This window comes from Shinella sp. GW821-FHT10F02, from assembly GCF_058809275.1.
Genome location: NZ_JBXASL010000005.1, coordinates 162612 through 180310, shown reverse-complemented (window position 1 = coordinate 180310; position 17699 = coordinate 162612). Strand labels below are relative to the sequence as shown.

At 65.8% G+C, this 17699-nt stretch carries 15 protein-coding genes; 7 read left to right on the top strand and 8 right to left on the bottom strand.

Annotation, left to right across the window (positions count from 1 at the left end; genetic code table 11):
- Positions 1-2: 2 nt before the first annotated feature.
- The 4 genes from AC1RWL_RS17055 to AC1RWL_RS17040 all read right to left on the bottom strand — a co-directional run bounded on the left by AC1RWL_RS17055 (position 3) and on the right by AC1RWL_RS17040 (position 3687).
- Complete coding sequence (locus AC1RWL_RS17055) at positions 3-635, bottom strand: precorrin-8X methylmutase (RefSeq protein WP_493095516.1); 633 nt, start codon at positions 633-635, stop codon at positions 3-5.
- The gene (gene cobG / locus AC1RWL_RS17050) at positions 632-1963 is read right to left on the bottom strand and encodes a precorrin-3B synthase (protein ID WP_493095517.1); all 1332 of its coding nucleotides are present in this window, start codon (positions 1961-1963) and stop codon (positions 632-634) included. The genes AC1RWL_RS17055 and cobG overlap by 4 nt, the downstream gene beginning before the upstream one ends.
- Positions 1960-2739, bottom strand: coding sequence for a precorrin-6A synthase (deacetylating) (gene cobF / locus AC1RWL_RS17045; RefSeq protein WP_493095518.1), 780 nt, complete (start codon positions 2737-2739; stop codon positions 1960-1962). The genes cobG and cobF overlap by 4 nt, the downstream gene beginning before the upstream one ends.
- Positions 2740-2865: 126 nt before the next feature.
- Positions 2866-3687 (bottom strand): AraC family transcriptional regulator, encoded by an 822-nt coding sequence (locus AC1RWL_RS17040; RefSeq protein WP_439626380.1) that lies wholly within the window; start codon positions 3685-3687, stop codon positions 2866-2868.
- A gap of 110 nt (positions 3688-3797) precedes the next feature.
- On the opposite strand from AC1RWL_RS17040, the gene AC1RWL_RS17035 reads away from it, so the two are divergent.
- Positions 3798-4997, top strand: a complete 1200-nt coding sequence (locus AC1RWL_RS17035; protein ID WP_256119562.1) for an MFS transporter — start codon at positions 3798-3800, stop codon at positions 4995-4997.
- Positions 4998-5206: 209 nt separating this feature from the next.
- Here AC1RWL_RS17035 and AC1RWL_RS17030 read toward each other — a convergent pair whose 3' ends face one another.
- Together AC1RWL_RS17030 and AC1RWL_RS17025 are read right to left on the bottom strand one after the other, a co-directional pair.
- Positions 5207-6490: an NAD(P)/FAD-dependent oxidoreductase gene (locus tag AC1RWL_RS17030; protein WP_493095519.1), complete on the bottom strand. Its 1284-nt coding sequence runs from the start codon at positions 6488-6490 to the stop codon at positions 5207-5209.
- 114 nt (positions 6491-6604) lie between these two features.
- Positions 6605-7498, bottom strand: coding sequence for a LysR family transcriptional regulator (locus tag AC1RWL_RS17025; RefSeq protein WP_493095520.1), 894 nt, complete (start codon positions 7496-7498; stop codon positions 6605-6607).
- Positions 7499-7666: 168 nt separating this feature from the next.
- On the opposite strand from AC1RWL_RS17025, the gene hglS reads away from it, so the two are divergent.
- The 5 genes from hglS (at position 7667) to AC1RWL_RS17000 (ending at position 14444) form a co-directional block, all read left to right on the top strand.
- Positions 7667-9064, top strand: coding sequence for a 2-oxoadipate dioxygenase/decarboxylase HglS (gene hglS, locus AC1RWL_RS17020; RefSeq protein WP_493095521.1), 1398 nt, complete (start codon positions 7667-7669; stop codon positions 9062-9064).
- Between the two features lie 10 nt (positions 9065-9074).
- Entirely contained in the window at positions 9075-10493 is a 1419-nt protein-coding gene (locus AC1RWL_RS17015) for an FAD-binding oxidoreductase (RefSeq protein WP_493095522.1), read from the top strand.
- A 22-nt stretch (positions 10494-10515) separates the two neighbouring features.
- The gene (amaB, locus tag AC1RWL_RS17010) at positions 10516-12039 is read left to right on the top strand and encodes an L-piperidine-6-carboxylate dehydrogenase (RefSeq protein WP_493095523.1); all 1524 of its coding nucleotides are present in this window, start codon (positions 10516-10518) and stop codon (positions 12037-12039) included.
- A 6-nt stretch (positions 12040-12045) separates the two neighbouring features.
- Positions 12046-13278, top strand: coding sequence for a pyridoxal phosphate-dependent aminotransferase (locus tag AC1RWL_RS17005; protein ID WP_493095524.1), 1233 nt, complete (start codon positions 12046-12048; stop codon positions 13276-13278).
- A gap of 143 nt (positions 13279-13421) precedes the next feature.
- Positions 13422-14444 (top strand): MerR family transcriptional regulator, encoded by a 1023-nt coding sequence (locus AC1RWL_RS17000; RefSeq protein ID WP_493095525.1) that lies wholly within the window; start codon positions 13422-13424, stop codon positions 14442-14444.
- Between the two features lie 141 nt (positions 14445-14585).
- On the opposite strand, the gene AC1RWL_RS16995 is transcribed toward AC1RWL_RS17000, so the two are convergent.
- Complete coding sequence (locus AC1RWL_RS16995; protein ID WP_256119570.1) at positions 14586-15686, bottom strand: saccharopine dehydrogenase family protein; 1101 nt, start codon at positions 15684-15686, stop codon at positions 14586-14588.
- 112 nt (positions 15687-15798) lie between these two features.
- Between AC1RWL_RS16995 and AC1RWL_RS16990 the strand changes: the two genes are divergently transcribed.
- Positions 15799-16239, top strand: a complete 441-nt coding sequence (locus AC1RWL_RS16990; RefSeq protein ID WP_256119571.1) for an Lrp/AsnC family transcriptional regulator — start codon at positions 15799-15801, stop codon at positions 16237-16239.
- Positions 16240-16409: 170 nt separating this feature from the next.
- Here AC1RWL_RS16990 and AC1RWL_RS16985 read toward each other — a convergent pair whose 3' ends face one another.
- Positions 16410-17663 carry an NAD(P)/FAD-dependent oxidoreductase gene (locus AC1RWL_RS16985; RefSeq protein ID WP_493095526.1) on the bottom strand — a complete coding sequence of 418 codons (1254 nt, stop codon included), beginning with the start codon at positions 17661-17663 and terminating at the stop codon, positions 16410-16412.
- Positions 17664-17699 lie beyond the last annotated feature (36 nt).

Here is a 17699-nt window from a genome sequence, read left to right as displayed (position 1 = left end):
GTTCATAGTCCCGGCCTCGCCAGCGAATTGAGGGCGGCCGCCGTCATGGCGCTGCCGCCGAGGCGGCCGCGCACGATGGCATAGGGCACGCCATAGGAATTTTCCGCCAGCGCATCCTTGGATTCCGCCGCCCCAACGAAACCGACCGGCATGCCGAGGATCGCCGCCGGTTTTGGCGCGCCGTCGCGCAGCAGTTCGAGCAGGTAGAACAGTGCCGTCGGCGCATTGCCGATCGCCACCACGGAACCCGCCATGCGATCGAGCCAGAGCCGGATGGCGGCCGCCGAGCGCGTGTTGCCGCTTTCTGCCGCAAGTTCTGGCGTGCGCGAATCGCGCAGCGTGCAGATGACGTCATTGTTCGCCGGCAAACGTGCCGCCGTCACGCCGCGCGCGACCATCTCGGCATCGCAGAAGATCGGCGCGCCGGCCTGAAGTGCGCCGCGTGCAGAGGCGACGAAATCCGGCGAGAAGACGAAATGCGGTGCCGCCTCGACCAAGCCGGCGGCATGGATCATGCGCACCGCCACATCGGCTTCCGCCTCGGAGAAGCGCGACAGATCGGCCTCCGCGCGGATGATGGCGAAGGATTTTTCATAGATGGCGTCGCCATCCTTGATGTAGTCGTACTCGGTCATGTGAGGCCTTGATATGCGGAAGCGAGGGTCGCGGGCGCGGTGCGGTCGAGCAGGCTCTTGGCCGTCTCGTTTTCCGCGCGGTGCGCGCGCAGGAGGGTGCCGATGCGCTGGATTGCGGGCTCTAGCGTTTCGGGGGAAACCGTTGCCGCGGGCGCGTCGCCAGCCCTTCCGTGCGCGACGAGGCCGATGCCGGCTACCGTTCCGCAGAGTGTGATTGCAGCGCCGGCCGGATGGGCGCAGCCCTTCGGGCAGCCGGAAATGTGCACGTCGACGGAGCCATCCAGCAGCGTGTCCGCATGCGCCACGATGGCGTCGGCGGCAGCATGGGTATCGAAGGTGCCGGAAGCGCAGCCGGCGGCCCCGGCGCAGATCGAGATCGCGCGGCCCGGCGCATCGGCCGAGCTCCAGAAACCTTCACGATCCGCATGCGCCCGAGCGGCGGCAAGCGTCGCCTCGCAGAGGCCGCGGACCAGAAGCGTGCGATGGGGGGCAAGACGAAATTCGACGGCACCGCAGGCGGAAAGCCCGTCCAGAAGGGCCGCCAGATGGTCGGCATGCATCTGGCCATAGGCGGGCGCAAAACCAAGCACGATTTCGCCTCCGATGTCGTGAAGGCCGAGCGGATGCCGCGACGATGCAGCGGGAAGAGCAAGCGGCACCGGATTGCCACCGAGCGCCTGCGGGTCTAGATCACGGCCCCGCGCGGCCGGGCCGATGGCAGCAAGGGCTTCGACAACCGTCATGGTGCCGTCGATGACAGCTTCAGGGGAGAGCAGGGCCACGGCCTTTGCGGTCGTCCGGTCTCCGCCCAGCGAGAGCCGCCAGACAAATCCCTCCGCCTGTGCAACAGCATCGAGCCGGATATCGGCAACCATGTCGGCAAGGTTAAGCTGATCGCCACCATCGACGACAATAGCGAGTTTCGGCGCAAGCCGGAGCCCCGCATCCACGATGGCGCGACGAAGCGCTTCGGCAACCAGAGTCGCATCGGCGATTTCAGATGGGTCGATGCCCGCAAGCGGCGGCACCTCTATCGCGACGCCCGTTTGCGGGACGATGCCGGCGGCAGCGAGGCCCGCAGCGAGGCGTGGCACCGTATCCGCGCTCAGGCCCCGAAGCTGAAAATTGCCGCGGGCGGTGATCTCGATCAGCCCGTTGCCATGTTCGCGCGCCAGGTCGGCAAGCGCATGCAGGTCCCGCGCGGAAAGCGCAGCCGCGACGGGTCGCAGGCGCACCAGCAAGCCGTCACCCGTCTGCATCGGCGTCGCAAGGGACGGACAGGCGCCGCGGCGGAGGGCGGTGCGCTCAAGGGCAAGGGTCGCCGTCATGCCGCGCCCTCCTCGCTCTCGGTCGCCGGGCGGCGGATCAGGTAGGTGTCCATGATCCAGCCGTGCTTTTCGCGCGCATCGCGACGGGTGTCGCTGATGGTTTGCGATATCTCGGCGAGCTTGCCGGACAGAAGAATTTCATGCGGCGTGCCGAGATAGGCGCCCCACCAGATGTCCGCCTCGGCATCCTCCACCGTGCGAAAGGCCTGCACGCCATCCAGCATGACGAGCGCATCGCGCGTGCCCTCCGGCCAGCCTTCGGAAAGCCTGCGGCCGGTGGTGATCTGCACCGGCAGGCCGATGCGGTTCAGCGCAATGCCGTGGCTGGCGCAGAGCGCCTGCACGCTGGTGATGCCGGGAATGACCTCCGCCTCGAAGGCGACACGCCCGGCGGTGCGGACATGCTCGACGATGCGCAGCGTGCTGTCGTAGAGCATCGGATCGCCCCAGACGAGCAGGCCGAGTGTCTCGTCCTCGCCGACCGCGTTCAGAAGCGTGCGCTCGTAGACGGCGGCGATGGCGCGGTGCCAGTCGTGCACGCCGTCCTCATAGGAACCGTCGGCGCGGCGCACCGGCACGGCATAGTCATGGATGCGGCAGGCGGGGTTGGTCAGAAAGCGGTCGCAGATCTCGCGGCGCGCGTCGGCGAGAAAGGCCTTCTCGTCGCCTTTGGTCGGTATAAGGAGCACATCCGCCCGGTTCAGCGCATTGATCGCCTGAACGGTCATGTGCTCGGGATTGCCCGCGCCGATCCCGATGACCAGTAGTTTTCTCAAATTCCGTCTCCCGTGCGGCGTCCGCTCCCGGTTTGCGGCCCGATTTGGGTCCCGCACCCCTTCCTAATCCCAAAAGCCGGCGGAAAACAGTCCCCGAAACGCGTCCTTTGCCGGTCTTTTTGAGACCTAAGCCGCTGCACGGCTCGTGAGATAGGCGCGGGGCGAAGCGCCCAGCATGCGCTTGAACATGGTGGTGAAGGCCGGCACGCTTTCATAACCCGTATCGAGTGCCACGCGCGTCACCGGCTCGCCGGCCGCAAGCCGCGGCAGGCAGGCGAACAGACAGGCCTGTTGCCGCCAGGTGACGAAGCTGACGCCCATCTCCTCGCGAAAGAACCGCGTGAAGGTGCGCCGGCTCATGTTGAGGTGTTTTGCCCAGTCGTCGATCTTCGCCGTCGGCGACGGCTGCTCGACGAAATCGCGGCAAAGCTCGGCCAGCCGCCCGCTTGCCGGAAAGGGCAGGCCGAGCCGGCGTTCCGGCAGGCGGCCGATCTCGTCGAGCAGCAGCGCCATCACCAGCTCCGCCCGCCCGCGCTCTTCGGGAACCGGCCCCTGCCGCACCGCCTCGGTGATCAGCTGGCGCGCAAGGTCCGTCACCTCCAGCACGGCCGGCTCCAGCGACGCCGCCAGCCCTTCCGGCGAATAGATATAGACCGAGCGCATGCTGACATCGCTGTACATCTCGACGGAATGTTCGAGCCCGCGCGGGATGAGCAGCGCATGGCCGGGCGGGATCATCCAGCGGCCGCGCTCCGTGCCGACCAGCACGACGCCGGCAAAGACGCAGAGAAACTGCGTGCGCCGGTGGCGGTGCGGCGGCACGACATACCCGCCCGGAATCTCCGAACTGCGGATGAGAACGTCCTCGTTGGACTGTTCCATCTGCGAATGCGTGCGGATGTGATCGTCGTCGAGCGCCCGCAGGCGCTCCTGGGTCAGTTTTTCCATCTTTGGCCCACTCGCGTAAGAAATGGACCTCAGCACAAAAGCAGGCCGCAGGCAATCCTTGTATGAGAGCGGCAAAAGTCGCCATACCGGGCGGATTATTCGAGGCCATTATGTCCACTGTCGTTCCCGCAGCGCCCCGGGCCGCTGCCAGCACCACCTATTCCATCATCGTCGCCGTCAGCGTCTGCCACATGCTGAACGACATCATGCAGTCGCTGCTGACGTCGCTCTATCCGCTCCTGAAAGAAAACTACGCGCTCGACTTCGTGCAGATCGGCCTGCTCACCATGGCCTTCCAGGTCACGGCTTCGCTGCTGCAGCCGGCCGTCGGCATCGTCACGGATCGCTGGCCGATGCCCTTCTCGCTGCCCGTCGGCATGGGCAGCACCTTCGTCGGCCTCATCCTGCTCGCCTATGCGCATTCCTTCCCCATGCTGGTCTTCGGCGCCTGCCTGATCGGCCTCGGCTCGGCGATCTTCCATCCGGAATCCTCGCGCGTCGCGCGCCTTGCCTCGGGCGGCCGCCACGGTCTGGCGCAGTCGATGTTCCAGGTCGGCGGCAATGCCGGCACGGCGATCGGCCCGCTGCTCGCCGCCTTCATCGTGCTGCCCTTCGGCCAGACGAGCGTCGCCTGGTTCTCGGCCGTGGCGCTGGTCGGCATGGTCCTGCTCACCTGGGTCGGCAACTGGTATGCCGGCGAACGCCGGCTTGCCGCCGGCCGCCCGGCCGTCAGCCGTGAGCTGCCGCTGGCGCGCGGCCGCGTCATGTGGGCCTTCGCCGTGCTGGTGCTGCTGACGACGACGAAGAACGTCTATCTCTCCAGCCTTTCGAGCTACTTTACCTTCTACACGATCGAGAATTTCGGCCTCGGCGTGCGCGATGCGCAGCTCATGCTGTTCCTCTTCCTCGGTGCGTCCGCCGTCGGCGTCTTCATGGGCGGCCCGATCGGCGACCGCTTCGGTACGCGCTTCGTCATCTGGTTCTCGATCCTCGGCGTCATCCCCTTTGCGCTGCTGCTGCCCTATGCGAACCTGTTCTGGACGGGCGTGCTGACGGTGCTGATCGGCCTGATCTTCTCCTCGGCCTTCTCCGCCATCGTCGTCTTCGCGCAGGAGCTGGTGCCGGGCCGCGTCGGCATGATCGCCGGCATCTTCTTCGGCTTCGCCTTCGGCGCGGGCGGCCTCGGTGCCGCCGTGCTCGGCGGCTTCGCCGATACGCACGGCATCAACTTCATCTACAAGATCTGCTCCTACATGCCGCTGCTCGGCATCCTGACGATCCTGCTGCCACGCCTGCCCGGCAAGCACTGAGACAAAAACGCTCGGCACGAGGCGGGCGTCGCACACCCTCTCCTCCGTCATCCTCGGGCTTGACCCGAGGATCCACGCCGCGGTGCCACATGGATCCTCGGGTCAAGCCCGAGGATGACGACGTGGGTGGGGCGCGCTCGATCGCCAACTATGGATGACAAACAAAAACGCCCGGCTTCGACCGGGCGTTTTTTCATGGCAGGCAAATCTTAGATCCGCGCCCCGGCAAAATGGGCGATCTGCGCGCCGAGCTCGTAATAGCCTTCGCGCACCGATCGGAAGGACTGCGCCTCCGGTTCGCTCACCGGCAGGGGCAGGTCCTTTTCCGCGATCTCGCCGGAAACCAGTTCCGCCAGCGTGCGGCCGAAGACGGTGCCAGGCGCGATGCCGCGGCCGTTATAGCCGGAAAAGCCGATGACGTTTTCGGCAAGGCGGTGGAAGCGCGGCAGGTTGTCGGCGGTCATGCCGATCTTGCCGTACCATTCCGCCTCGAAGGCAATGTCGCCGATCTCCGGAAACAGCTTTTTCAACGCGCGCCGCGCCCAGGCCTTGTGGATGCCCGTGCCGGTGCCGCGCAGCGCGCCCACACTGCCGAACACCAGCCGGCCGCGCTTGTCGAAGCGGAAGGAGGAGAGGATTTCCTTCGTATCCCACGCCCCCTGCTTTTCCGGCAAAATCTTCGCCTGCATCTCGGCCGAAAGCGGCACGGTGGCGAAGTTGAAATAGGGCAGGTGCAGCAGCTCGGCGCGCACCTCGTTCCACGGCGCCACCGTATAGGCATTGGTGGCGACGACCACCCAGTCCGCTGTCACCGAGCCGCGCGCGGTGTTCACCGTCCAGCGCTTGCCCGTCCGCTCCGCGCCCGTCACCGGGCTTGCCGTAAAGACCTGCGCCCCGGCCGCAATCGCCGCCCGCGCCAGGCCGCGCGCATAGGCGAGCGGCTGGATCGTGCCGGCGCGCAGGTCGAGCAGCGAGCCCGCATAGGCATCCGTGCCGACCTTCACCGCCGTCTCGGCCGCATCGAGCAGCCGCACCGGCGCACCGCGCCGCGCCCATTGTTCGGCGCGCTGCTTCAGTTCGTCGAGGCCGGACTGGCCGACCGCGCAATGCAGCGTGCCGACCGGGTTGATCTCGCAGTCGATCCCGTGTTTCTCGACGAGGTCGAACACCGCGCGCGGCGCATTGCCGAGAAGCTCCAGCAGCCGGCCGCCATGCAGCTCGCCCAGCACGCCCGGCAGTTCGTCCGGCATCACCCACATGCCGGCATTCACGAGGCCGACATTGCGCCCCGAGCCGCCATAACCGATCTCCGCTCCTTCGAGCAGCACGACCCGCGTGCCGCGCTCCGCCAGGTGCAGCGCCGTCGAAAAGCCGGTGTAACCGCCGCCGACGATCACCACATCCGCCTCCACCGTTCCGGAAAAGGCCACGGTTTCGGGTGCGGGCGGAGCGGTCATCTCCCAAAGGCCATGGGAGCGCGGGTCGTTGAGCATGGGCGTCTGTCTTTTCCGGAGGAGAATTTTCTGGCCGCACCATCGGCGATGCGGCACCGGGACTAAAGCAAAAATTGCGAACGGGGTCATGCCCCGTCCGCATGACACCCCTGCTCAGGGAACTTCCTTGGCAATCCACGCGCGAAAAGCCTGGCTCAGCGGGTTTTCCAGTTTTCCCTCCGGCAGCACGAGGTAATAGCTGTTCTGCGTCTCCATCGGCCGGTCGAAGACCACCGCGAGCCGGCCACTCGCCAGTTCCTGCTCGATGAGGTAGCGCGGCAGCAGCGCGAAGCCGAGGCCTGCGACGGCCGATTCGATGACCATGGCGAACTGGTCGAAACGGTGGCCGCGATAGGCCGTGTCCGATGCACCACCATTCAGCTCGAACCACTGCGCCCACAATTTCGGCCGTGTGGCGAGATGCAGCAGCGGCGCGGTCTCCAGGTCCTTCGGCTCGGAAAGGACCCAGGATTCCAGAAGCTTGGGGCTCGCCGCCGGCAGGATGACCTCGCTGCACAGATAGGAACAGGCCGCCCGCGCCCAGACCGGCTGGCCGTAATGGATCGCCAGATCGAAATTCTCCTCGTCGAAATCGAACGGCGCGGAGCGCGAGGCGATATTGACGATCGTGCCCGGATGCTGGGCGAGGAAGGCCGGAATGCGCGGCGTCAGCCAGCGGCTGCCGAAGGTCGGCAGCGTCGCGATGGAGAGGCTGTGCTCGGAGGAGGCGGATGCCATGGCGCGCAGCATGGTCTCTTCCGTCTGGTGCAGCAGCTTGCGCACCTCGGGCAGGAAGCGTCGCCCGTCCTCCGACAGCACGACGCGCTGGCGCACGCGCTCGAACAGCAGCACGCCGAGCTGTTCCTCCAGGTCCTTGATCTGCCGGCTGACGGCACTCTGGGTGAGGTTCAGCTCGTGCGCGGCCTGCGTGAAGCTGCCATGGCGCGCGGCGCATTCGAACGCCTGCAGCGTGGTGACGTCCGGGATCAGCCTTCGACTGAGCTTCATTCTTTCCTCGCATCAACATAGTCAGAACGGTCGCAATCGCTCAAGGAAACGATCCGGTATGATCCGTTTTGAGAATGAACAGGGCCTCCCCCCTTGTAAAGCAATTCCAGGAAAAGTGTGAAACGGTTTTCCGTCCGGAATTGCGTTAAACAGATGAGACCGCTTCCCATGAAAGCAAATTCGCACGTTTCCGCTGATAAGATCCGCTCGGATTTCTCCGCCGCCATGTCCGCCATGTACCGGGACGAGGTTCCGGCCTATGGCACGCTGATGTCCCTCGTCGCCAAGGTGAACGCGGAAACGCTCGCCGCCGATCCCCATCTGAAGGATCGCCTGGAAGCGACCGATTCTCTCGACCGCATCTCCGAAGAGCGCCACGGCGCCATCCGCCTCGGCACGCGCGAAGAGCTGTCGATGATGCGCCGCGTCTTCGCCGTCATGGGCATGTACCCGGTCGGCTATTATGATCTCTCGACCGCCGGCGTTCCCGTCCACTCCACCGCCTTCCGCCCGGTCGGCGCGGAAAGCCTGAGCCGCAACCCGTTCCGCGTCTTCACCTCGCTGCTCCGTCTCGATCTCATCGCCGACGAAGCCCTGCGCCATGAGGCCGCCGAGGTGCTTGCAGCGCGAAAAATCTTCACCGACGAAGCCGTAGCCCTCGTCGAAAAGGCGGAGCATGACGGTGGCCTCAATGCCGCCGATGCCGCCCGCCTTGTGAGCGAAGTGCTCGAAACCTTCCGCTGGCACGACCACGCCATCGTCAGCACCGACATGTACAAGCGCCTGCACGATGCGCACCGCCTCATCGCCGACGTCGTCTCCTTCAAAGGCCCGCATATCAACCACCTGACGCCGCGCACGCTCGATATCGACAAGGTGCAGGCCCGCATGCCGGAAGAGGGCATCGCGCCGAAGGCCATCGTCGAAGGCCCGCCCACCCGCACATGCCCGATCCTGCTGCGCCAGACCTCGTTCAAGGCGCTGGAAGAGGCCGTCTCCTTCATCGGCGCCGACGGCAGCTGGCAGAAGGGTTCGCACACGGCCCGCTTCGGCGAGATCGAGCAGCGCGGCGTGGCGCTGACGCCGAAGGGCCGCGCCCTCTACGACAAACTGCTCAACGACACCCGTGCCCGCGTGCGCCCGGCCGCCGATGGCTCCAACGCCGCCGAATACGAGGCCGCCCTTGCCGAAGTCTTCAAGGGCTTCCCGGACGATTGGGACGGCATCCGCAAGGCCGGTCTCGGCTATTTCAGCTACTCGCTGACCGAAAAGGGCAAAAGCGTCTCCGGCCGCAAGGCCGATCTCGAAACCGCCATCGAAGCCGGCCTCATCCGCTTTGACCCGATCGTCTACGAAGACTTCCTGCCGGTCAGCGCCGCAGGCATCTTCCAGTCGAACCTCGGCGACGACGCGGCGCAGGATTTCGTCGCAAGCCCCAACCAGGTGATGTTCGAACGGGACCTCGGCGCGACGGTGCTCGACGAATTCGCCCACTATGCCGGCATCCAGCGCGCCTCGCTTGAAATGTGCCTCGGCATCGTCAACATGGCGGCCGCTGCGGAATAGGGGACAAGCCATGGTCGAGGCACGCCATATAGAAACGCTGAAAAGCCTGCTCGGCGAAAAGGGTCTTCTCACCGCGCCCGGCGACATGGCTGCCTATGAGACCGGCGCGCGCTACGACAAGGGCCGCGCCGCCTTCGTCGCCCGCCCTGCCTCGACGGAGGAAGCCTCCGCCACGGTTTCCTATTGCGTGAAAAACGGCATCGCCCTCATCCCGCAATCCGGCAATACCGGCCTCGTCTCCGGCTCCACGCCGGATGCGAGCGGCGGCCAGGGCGTGCTGAGCCTCGACCGCCTCACCGCCCCCTTCGCGCTCGACCGGGTGAACCGCACGGTCAAGGCCGGCGCGGGCCTGCGCCTCTCCGACCTCAACGGCAAGCTGGAAGAAAGCGGCCTGTTCTTCCCCATCGATCTCGGCGCCGATCCCCGCCTCGGCGGCATGATCGCGACGAACACCGGAGGCTCGCGGTTCCTGCGCTACGGCGACGTGCGCCGCAACACGCTGGGCCTCACCGTGGTGCTCGCCGACGAGGCCGGCACTGTGCTCGACCTCTCTTCCGGCCTGCGCAAGAACAATACCGGCGTCGACTGGAAGCAGCTTTTCATCGGCACCTCCGGCGCCTTCGGCATCATCAGCGAATGCGTGCTGAACCTGGAGCCCGCGCCAAAACAGTCCGCGACCGCCCTCCTCGTTCCCGCCTCGGACGAACAGGTCGCGACCCTGCTCGTCGCCATGGAAGACGCGCTCGGCAGCTACCTCTCCGCCTTCGAGGGCATGTCCGGCAATGCGGTGCGCGCCGCGCTCGATCATGTACCCTCGCTGCGCAACCCCTTCCAGGGCGGCATCGTGCCGGATTTCGTGATCCTCGCCGAAATCTCCCGCTCCACGCCGCCGCGCGAAGGCGAGCAGCCGCTCGATGCCGTGCTGGAAGAGGTGCTCGCCGCCATCTGGGAGCGCGAGGACGCGCCGCTCGCCGATGCCTTCGTCGGCCCGCCGCACGAGATCTGGGCGCTCCGCCACGCGCTGTCGGAAGGCGTGAAACATAGCGGGCGATTGATCGCCTTCGATCTGTCCTTCCGCCGGGGTGACATAATGCCCTTCCTTGCCCATATGAAGGCGGACATGCCGGATCACTTCGAGGGCGTGACGATCTGCGATTTCGGCCATATCGGCGATGGCGGCGTGCACTTCAACCTGGTCGTGGTCAAGGACGATCCGCGGCTGGCCGATCCCGATTTCGAGATGGACCTGCGCGACTGGGTCTTCACCGTCGCGGTCGAACAATTCGGCGGCAGCTTCAGCGCGGAACACGCCATCGGCCGCAAGAACCAGGCCTTTTACGACAAATACACCCCGGACGACCTGCGCAAGCTGGCGGCCGGGCTGAAGACCATCACCTCGCCGGGCCTCCTCGGCGCCATGACCTTTTAATAAGACACCAGGGAGAATACCCATGACGAAAGTCGACGTGAAACAGGAAACCGCAGCCCTTCTCGACAAGCTCGGCGTGCCGCGCAGCGCCTGGGAAGGCGGCGACATGGCCTCCTACAGCCCGGTCACCGGCGAGGAGATCGCCAGGCTGAAGACCGTCTCGGCCGCTGACGCCGCCAAGGCGATCGAAGCTGCCCATGACGCCTTCAAGGAATGGCGCCTCGTGCCCGCCCCCAAGCGCGGCGAGCTCGTGCGCCTGCTCGGCGAAGAGCTGCGCGCCGCCAAGGCCGATCTCGGCCGCCTCGTTTCCATCGAAGCCGGCAAGATCACGTCCGAAGGCCTCGGCGAAGTGCAGGAAATGATCGACATCTGCGATTTCGCCGTCGGCCTCTCCCGCCAGCTCTACGGCCTGACGATCGCCACCGAGCGCCCCGGCCACCGCATGATGGAAACCTGGCATCCGCTCGGCGTCGTCGGCATCATCTCGGCCTTCAACTTCCCGGTCGCCGTCTGGTCGTGGAACACGGCGCTGGCGCTGGTCGCCGGCAATTCCACCGTCTGGAAGCCCTCTGAAAAGACCCCGCTCACCGCGCTTGCATCGCAGGCGATCTTCGAGCGTGCGCTAACCCGCTTCGGCGAAGCCCCGGCAAACCTGTCCCAGGTCCTCATCGGCGACCGCGCCATCGGCGAAGTCCTCGTCGATCACACCAGGGTCGCGCTCGTCTCGGCCACCGGCTCCACCCGCATGGGCAAGGAAGTCGGCCCGCGTCTCGCAAAGCGTTTCGCCCGCTCGATCCTCGAACTCGGCGGCAACAATGCCGGCATCGTCTGCCCCTCCGCCGATCTCGACATGGCGCTGCGCGCCATTGCCTTCGGCGCCATGGGCACCGCCGGCCAGCGCTGCACGACGCTGCGCCGCCTCTTCGTGCATGACAGCGTCTACGACCAGCTCGTGCCGCGCCTGAAGAAGGCCTATACCAGCGTTTCCGTCGGCAACCCGCTGGAAACCTCGGCCCTCGTCGGCCCGCTGGTCGACCGCCAAGCCTTCGACGGCATGCAGAAGGCTCTCGCAGCCGCCAAGGCCGAAGGCGGCGCCGTTACCGGCGGTGAGCGCGTCACCGAGGCCGGCAAGGAAACGGCCTATTACGTCAAGCCCGCCATCGTCGAAATGCCGAAGCAGGCCGGCCCGGTTCTCGAAGAGACCTTCGCGCCGATCCTCTACGTTATGAAATATTCCGACTTCGACAAGGCGCTGGAAGACCATAACGCGGTCGCCGCCGGCCTCTCCTCGTCGATCTTCACGCTGAACGTCCAGGAAGCCGAGCGCTTCCTCTCGGTCGACGGCTCGGATTGCGGCATCGCCAACGTCAACATCGGCACGTCCGGCGCGGAAATCGGCGGCGCCTTCGGCGGCGAGAAGGAAACCGGCGGCGGCCGCGAATCCGGCTCCGACGCCTGGAAGGCCTATATGCGCCGCGCCACCAACACCGTGAACTATTCAAAGGCCCTGCCGCTCGCCCAGGGCGTCTCCTTCGATATCGAGTAAGCCGATATGAACAACCAGACCAAGATCGAGGAGGCGGGCTTCCAGCCCGCCTCGCGCATCGCCGCCATCGGCGTCTCAAAGATCCTGCAGATCGGCGCCCGCGCGAGCGCCATGAAGAAGGACGGCCTGCCGGTCATCATCCTCGGCGCCGGCGAGCCCGATTTCGACACGCCGGACAATGTGAAGGAAGCCGCCAAGGCCGCCATCGACCGCGGCGAGACGAAATACACCGCGCTCGACGGCACGCCGGACCTCAAGAAGGCGATCGCCGAAAAATTCCGGCGCGAAAACAACGTCGACTACGCGCTCGACGAAATTACCGTCGCGACCGGCGCCAAGCAGATCCTGTTCAACGCCTTCATGGCGACGATCAATCCGGGCGACGAGGTGATCATCCCGACGCCCTACTGGACCTCCTATTCCGACATCGTGGAAATCTGCGGCGGCGTGCCGGTGCTGATCCCCTGCGACGCAGAAGCCGGCTTCCGCCTGAAGGCCGACCAGCTCGAAAAGGCGATCACGCCGAAAACCCGCTGGGTGCTGCTGAACTCGCCGTCCAACCCCTCGGGCGCCGCCTACAGCGAGGCCGACTACCGCCCGCTGCTCGACGTGCTGCTCCGGCATCCGCATGTCTGGCTGATGGTCGACGACATGTACGAGCACATCGTCTATGACGGCTTCCAGTTCGTCACCCCCGTCGCCATCGAGCCGCGCCTGAAAAGCCGCACGCTGACGATCAACGGCGTCTCGAAGGCCTATGCCATGACCGGCTGGCGCATCGGCTATGCCGGCGGCCCGAAGGCGCTGATCAAGGCCATGGCGGTGATCCAGAGCCAGGCGACCTCCTGCCCCTCCTCCGTCAGCCAGGCGGCTTCGGTCGAAGCGCTCAACGGCCCGCAGGACTTTCTGAAGGACCGCCAGGCGAGCTTCAAGCACCGCCGCGACCTCGTCGTCTCGGCGCTGAACGCCATCCCCGGCCTCGCCTGCCGCACCCCGGAAGGTGCCTTCTACACCTTCTCCGGCTGCGCCGGCGTGATCGGCAAGACGACCCCCAACGGCAAGCGCCTCGAAACCGACAGCGACTTCACGGATTATCTCCTCGAAGATGCCCACGTCGCCGTCGTGCCCGGCTCCGCCTTCGGCCTCTCGCCCTTCTTCCGCATCTCCTACGCCACGTCGGAAGCGGAACTGACGGAAGCGCTGAAGCGCATCGCGGACGCCTGCGCAAAGCTCGCCTGAGCCGCGAGCCACAAAAAACCCGCCAGCAGCCCGTCTGCGGCGGGTTTTTCTTTGCGCCAAGCCATCCCGCTTGACCCGATCCCTTGACCCAGGCCCTGGGGCCGGCCCCATAGAAGGGCGGTCCATGACAAGCGAGGTGATTCGTGCGCAATTCCGCTCCCCACCTGAACCCGTCCGAGGCGGCAAGACGGCTCGGCATATCGGCAAAGGCCCTGCGGCTCTACGAGCGCCACGGACTGCTTGCGACGCCGCGCACCGCCGCCGGCTGGCGCGCCTACGGCCCCCAGGAAATGGCCCGGGCCGATGAAATCGCCACTCTGCGCAAGCTTGGCCTCAGCCTCGCCCAGGTCAAACGGGCGCTCACCGGCGATGCCGACAGCCTCGACCTGGCGCTTGCAACGCATCAGGCCCATTTGGAACGCCAGCTTCATCAGATCGCCGAAACCGTCAGGACCGTGCAGGCGACGCGCGCGAGCCTTGCCGCCGGAACAGCGCCCGCCATGACGATCGCAGGCTTGCTGCCCAAGGCGACGATTGCGCTGGATCTTCCCTGGCCCTGGGGCGGCGAGCGCTTCGAACTCCCGCACCCCAAGCCGATCACCTACATCACCGGCCCGCTCGGAAGCGGCAAGACCCGGCTGGCGCACGCACTGGCCGAAACGATCCCGCACGCCGCCTTCATCAGCCTCGATCGGCTGGACGATGGTTGCGCGGCCGCGATGGCGCGGCTTGAGGCCGATCCGGCGCTGAAAGCCCGGCTCGAGCCGATCCTCCTCTGGCTCGCCGAAGAAGGCGCGACCGTCTCACCGGCCCTGACGGCACTGCTCGTCACCCTTGAGGCCGCCAAGACTGCCACGCTTGTCATCGACATGGTCGAGCAGGGGCTGGACCAGGCCACGCAGGAGGCGGTGCGATCTCATCTGCGCAACCGGCGTTTTGACGGACCGCCGCTGTTTCTGCTCACCCGGTCGTCCTCCATGCTCGATCTCGACGACATGACGGCCGATGAAAGCATCCTGTTCTGCCCGGCCAACCACGACGTGCCCTTCCTCGTCGTACCCCATGCCGGCGCGCGCGGCTACGAGGCCGTGGCCACTTGCCTCGCGACACCCGCCGTCCGGTCGCGGACGGAAGGCGTCATCGCCTGGCGGCCGAATGTCGCCTGACCGCAAAAGAAAAAGGGCCTCTTGTGAGGCCCCATTTTTATGGTTCGCGCCCTTGCCGGGCGTCTCTCTTCCCCGCGGAGTATGCCGCAGATGAAAAAACGCCCCGGACGATGCCGGGGCGTCTGAAAGAGGCTTTTCGGCTCAGGCAGCGCGGGCGCCGTGGTTTTCCTGGGCGTAGTAGTGGCCGAAACGGTTGGCGAGGAAGGCTTCAAGCGCAATTTCTTCCTGGCGAACGAAACCTTCCGCGCGCAGCGTGCCGTCGGCGAGCATGTCGAGCACGGCGCAGATCGAGCCGGCCGTCGTGATCTGGATGGCCGAATGCAGGACGCCGGCGATCGGCGCGCTGTAGACCTTGTTGGCATAGGTTTCCTGGATCAGGCGACCACCCTTGCGGCCCGAGACGGTCACGAACACGATGACGACGTCCTGCGTGGTGGTCGGCAGGGCGTTTTCAAAGATGTCCTTGAGCACTTCGCGGCGATGGCGCAGGCCGAGGTCGTTCAAGAGCGCCTTCATGATGGCGGCGTGGCCGGGATAGCGGATCGTCTTATAGTTCAGCGTGCGCACCTTGCCCTTCAGCGATTCGCAGAGCGTGCCGAGGCCGCCCGACGTGTTGAAGGCTTCATAGGTGACACCGTCGAGCGAGAACTCTTCGCGCTCTTCGAGGGCCGGAACCTCGATCAGCGCGCTTTCGACGATCGCCTCGCAGGGCTCGATATATTCGTTGATGACGCCGTCCGTGCTCCAGGTGAGGTTGTAGTTCAGAGCATTGGAGGGGTACTGCGGCAGCGCGCCGACGCGCATGCGCACGCTTTCGAGCGAATCGAAGCGGCTGGCGAGGTCGTTGGCGACGATGGAGATGAAGCCCGGGGCCAGGCCGCACTGCGGAATGAAGGCGGTCTTGGCGGTCTCTGCGATACGCTTGACCTGGCGGGTGGATTCGACGTCTTCCGTGAGGTCGAGATAGTGCACGCCGGCAGCGGCAGCCGCTTCGGCGATCGCGACCGTCAGGTGGTACGGCGCGGCGGAAAGCACGGCGAACTTGCCGGTCAGCAGGTCCTTCATGGCGGCAGCGTCGGCGATGTCGACGACCTTGGTGGAGACAGCAGCGTGGCGCTCGACGGCGGCCAGCTGCTCGTCCGAACGGTCTGCGACGGTGACGCTGTAATCCCCGCTGTGAGCCAGCATGCGCGCGATGGTCGAGCCGATCTTGCCTGCGCCGATGACGACGATGTCCTTCATGTGATTTCCCTCCGGCATGAATTGATGCGCTTATTTTGCCGGCGGGAGGTGTCGATTTAAAGCGCCATATCTGGCATAATACATCATCGATATCGGCAGAATGACGACGGATATGAGCATAACGACGCTAGCCGCCAAGGATCGCGAGCTTCTCGCCATCCTCAGCGAAAACGCCCGCGAGCAGACCGCGACCATCGCCCGCAAGCTCGGGCTGTCGCGCACGACCGTTCAGGCAAAGATCGACCGGCTGGAGCGCGACGGCGTGATCGCCGGATACGGCGTCAAACTCTCCGACGCCTACGAAAGCGGCATGGTGAAAGCCCATGTGCTCATCACCATCGCGCCAAAAACGCTCGCCCGCATCACCACCGAGCTGCACGCCATCTCCGCCGTGCGCACGCTGCACTCCGTCAGCGGCAGCTTCGACCTGATCGCAATCGTCGAGGCCACATCAATCGCCGAACTCGACCACCTGATCGACCGCATCGGCGAAATCGAAGGCGTGGAACGCACGCTGTCGTCGATTATTCTTTCGACGCGAATTCGGCGTTAGGCAATGCCATAGGCCTAAACCTCCAACAGAGGCCCACCACCTCTCCTCCGTCATCCTCGGGCTTGACCCGAGGATCCATGCCACAAACTCAAGGCGTGCCGTGGCGCGTGGATCCTCGGGTCAAGCCCGAGGATGACGGAGGGGGTGAGTTTGCCTTCACATCACTGCCGTCAGGCGATGAACCGCTCCGGCCGATACGGACCGATATTGATGACCGTGCGCTCGCCCAGCATCTTCTCCGCCAGCACACGGCCGGTGATCGGCCCCAGCGTCATGCCGTGATGGGCGTGGCCGAAGGCGAACCAGAGGCCGGAATGGCGCGGCGCCTTGCCGATGATCGGCATCATGTCCGGCGTGCAGGGGCGGCAGCCCATCCACGGCTCCTCGTCGCGCCGCTCGGCGAGCGGGAAGAATTCGCGCGCCACCTTTTCCGCCCGGCGCAACTGCACCGGCGTCTTGCGCGTATCGCGCTTGGCGAATTCGGCACCGGTGGTGAGGCGAATGCCGCGCTGCATGGGGGCCAGGAAATAGCCGCGCTCGGCATCGAGCACCCAGTTGTTGAGATGCGCGCCCTCTTCCGCCCCGTAATGCATGTGGTAGCCGCGCTTGACGGCGAGCGGGAAGCGATAGCCGAGCTTGCGCGTCACCGTATCGGCCCAGGGGCCGAGCGCCACCACGACCTCCCTGCCTTCGAGCGGGCCTTCGGGCGTCGCGATGCGCCAGCCCTCGCCTTCCAGCACATGTTCGATCGTCGCCGCGTCACCCGACTGCAGCGTGCCGCCGAGCGACTGGAAATAGGCGAGGTAGCGCTTCATCAGGCTCTGCGGATCAAGGATCGACCAGGGATCGGTCCAGCGCAGGCCGCCGGTCAGCTCCGCGCGGATGGAGGGTTCGGCCGCAGCCACCTCCGCCGTCGTCAGCTTCTGGTGGTTGACGCCGAAATTGGCGGACAGCTTTTCCGCATCCGCATAGGCCGCGTCACGCGCCTTCTCCGTGCGAAACACCTTCATCCAGCCGTCCTTGCGGATGAGATCATCCGCACCGGACGCGGCGATCAGGTCGGCATGTTCGGAAATTGAGTTCTCGATCAGCGGCGCATAGAGATGCGCGATGCTCTGGTGCTGGCGGAAGCCGGAATGCCACCAGTAGCGCGCCAGGAACGGAATGATGCCGGGAATGGCCGACGGATGGTAATGCGCATCGATCGTATTGTTCAGCGCATAACGAAACAGCGCGCCGAAATCGTGCGGGAAACCATAGGGGAAGACGCCCTCGCGCTGGATCAGGCCGGCATTGCCGTAGGAGGTCTCTTCCGCGGCACCGCGGCGATCGACGAGCACCACCGACTTGCCGCGCCGTGCCAGATGGATCGCGGTCGAAATGCCGATCACGCCTGCGCCGAGAACAATGACATCCGTCTTCATGTGCTGCCCCTAGTCCACATTCACGTCCCTGATCCA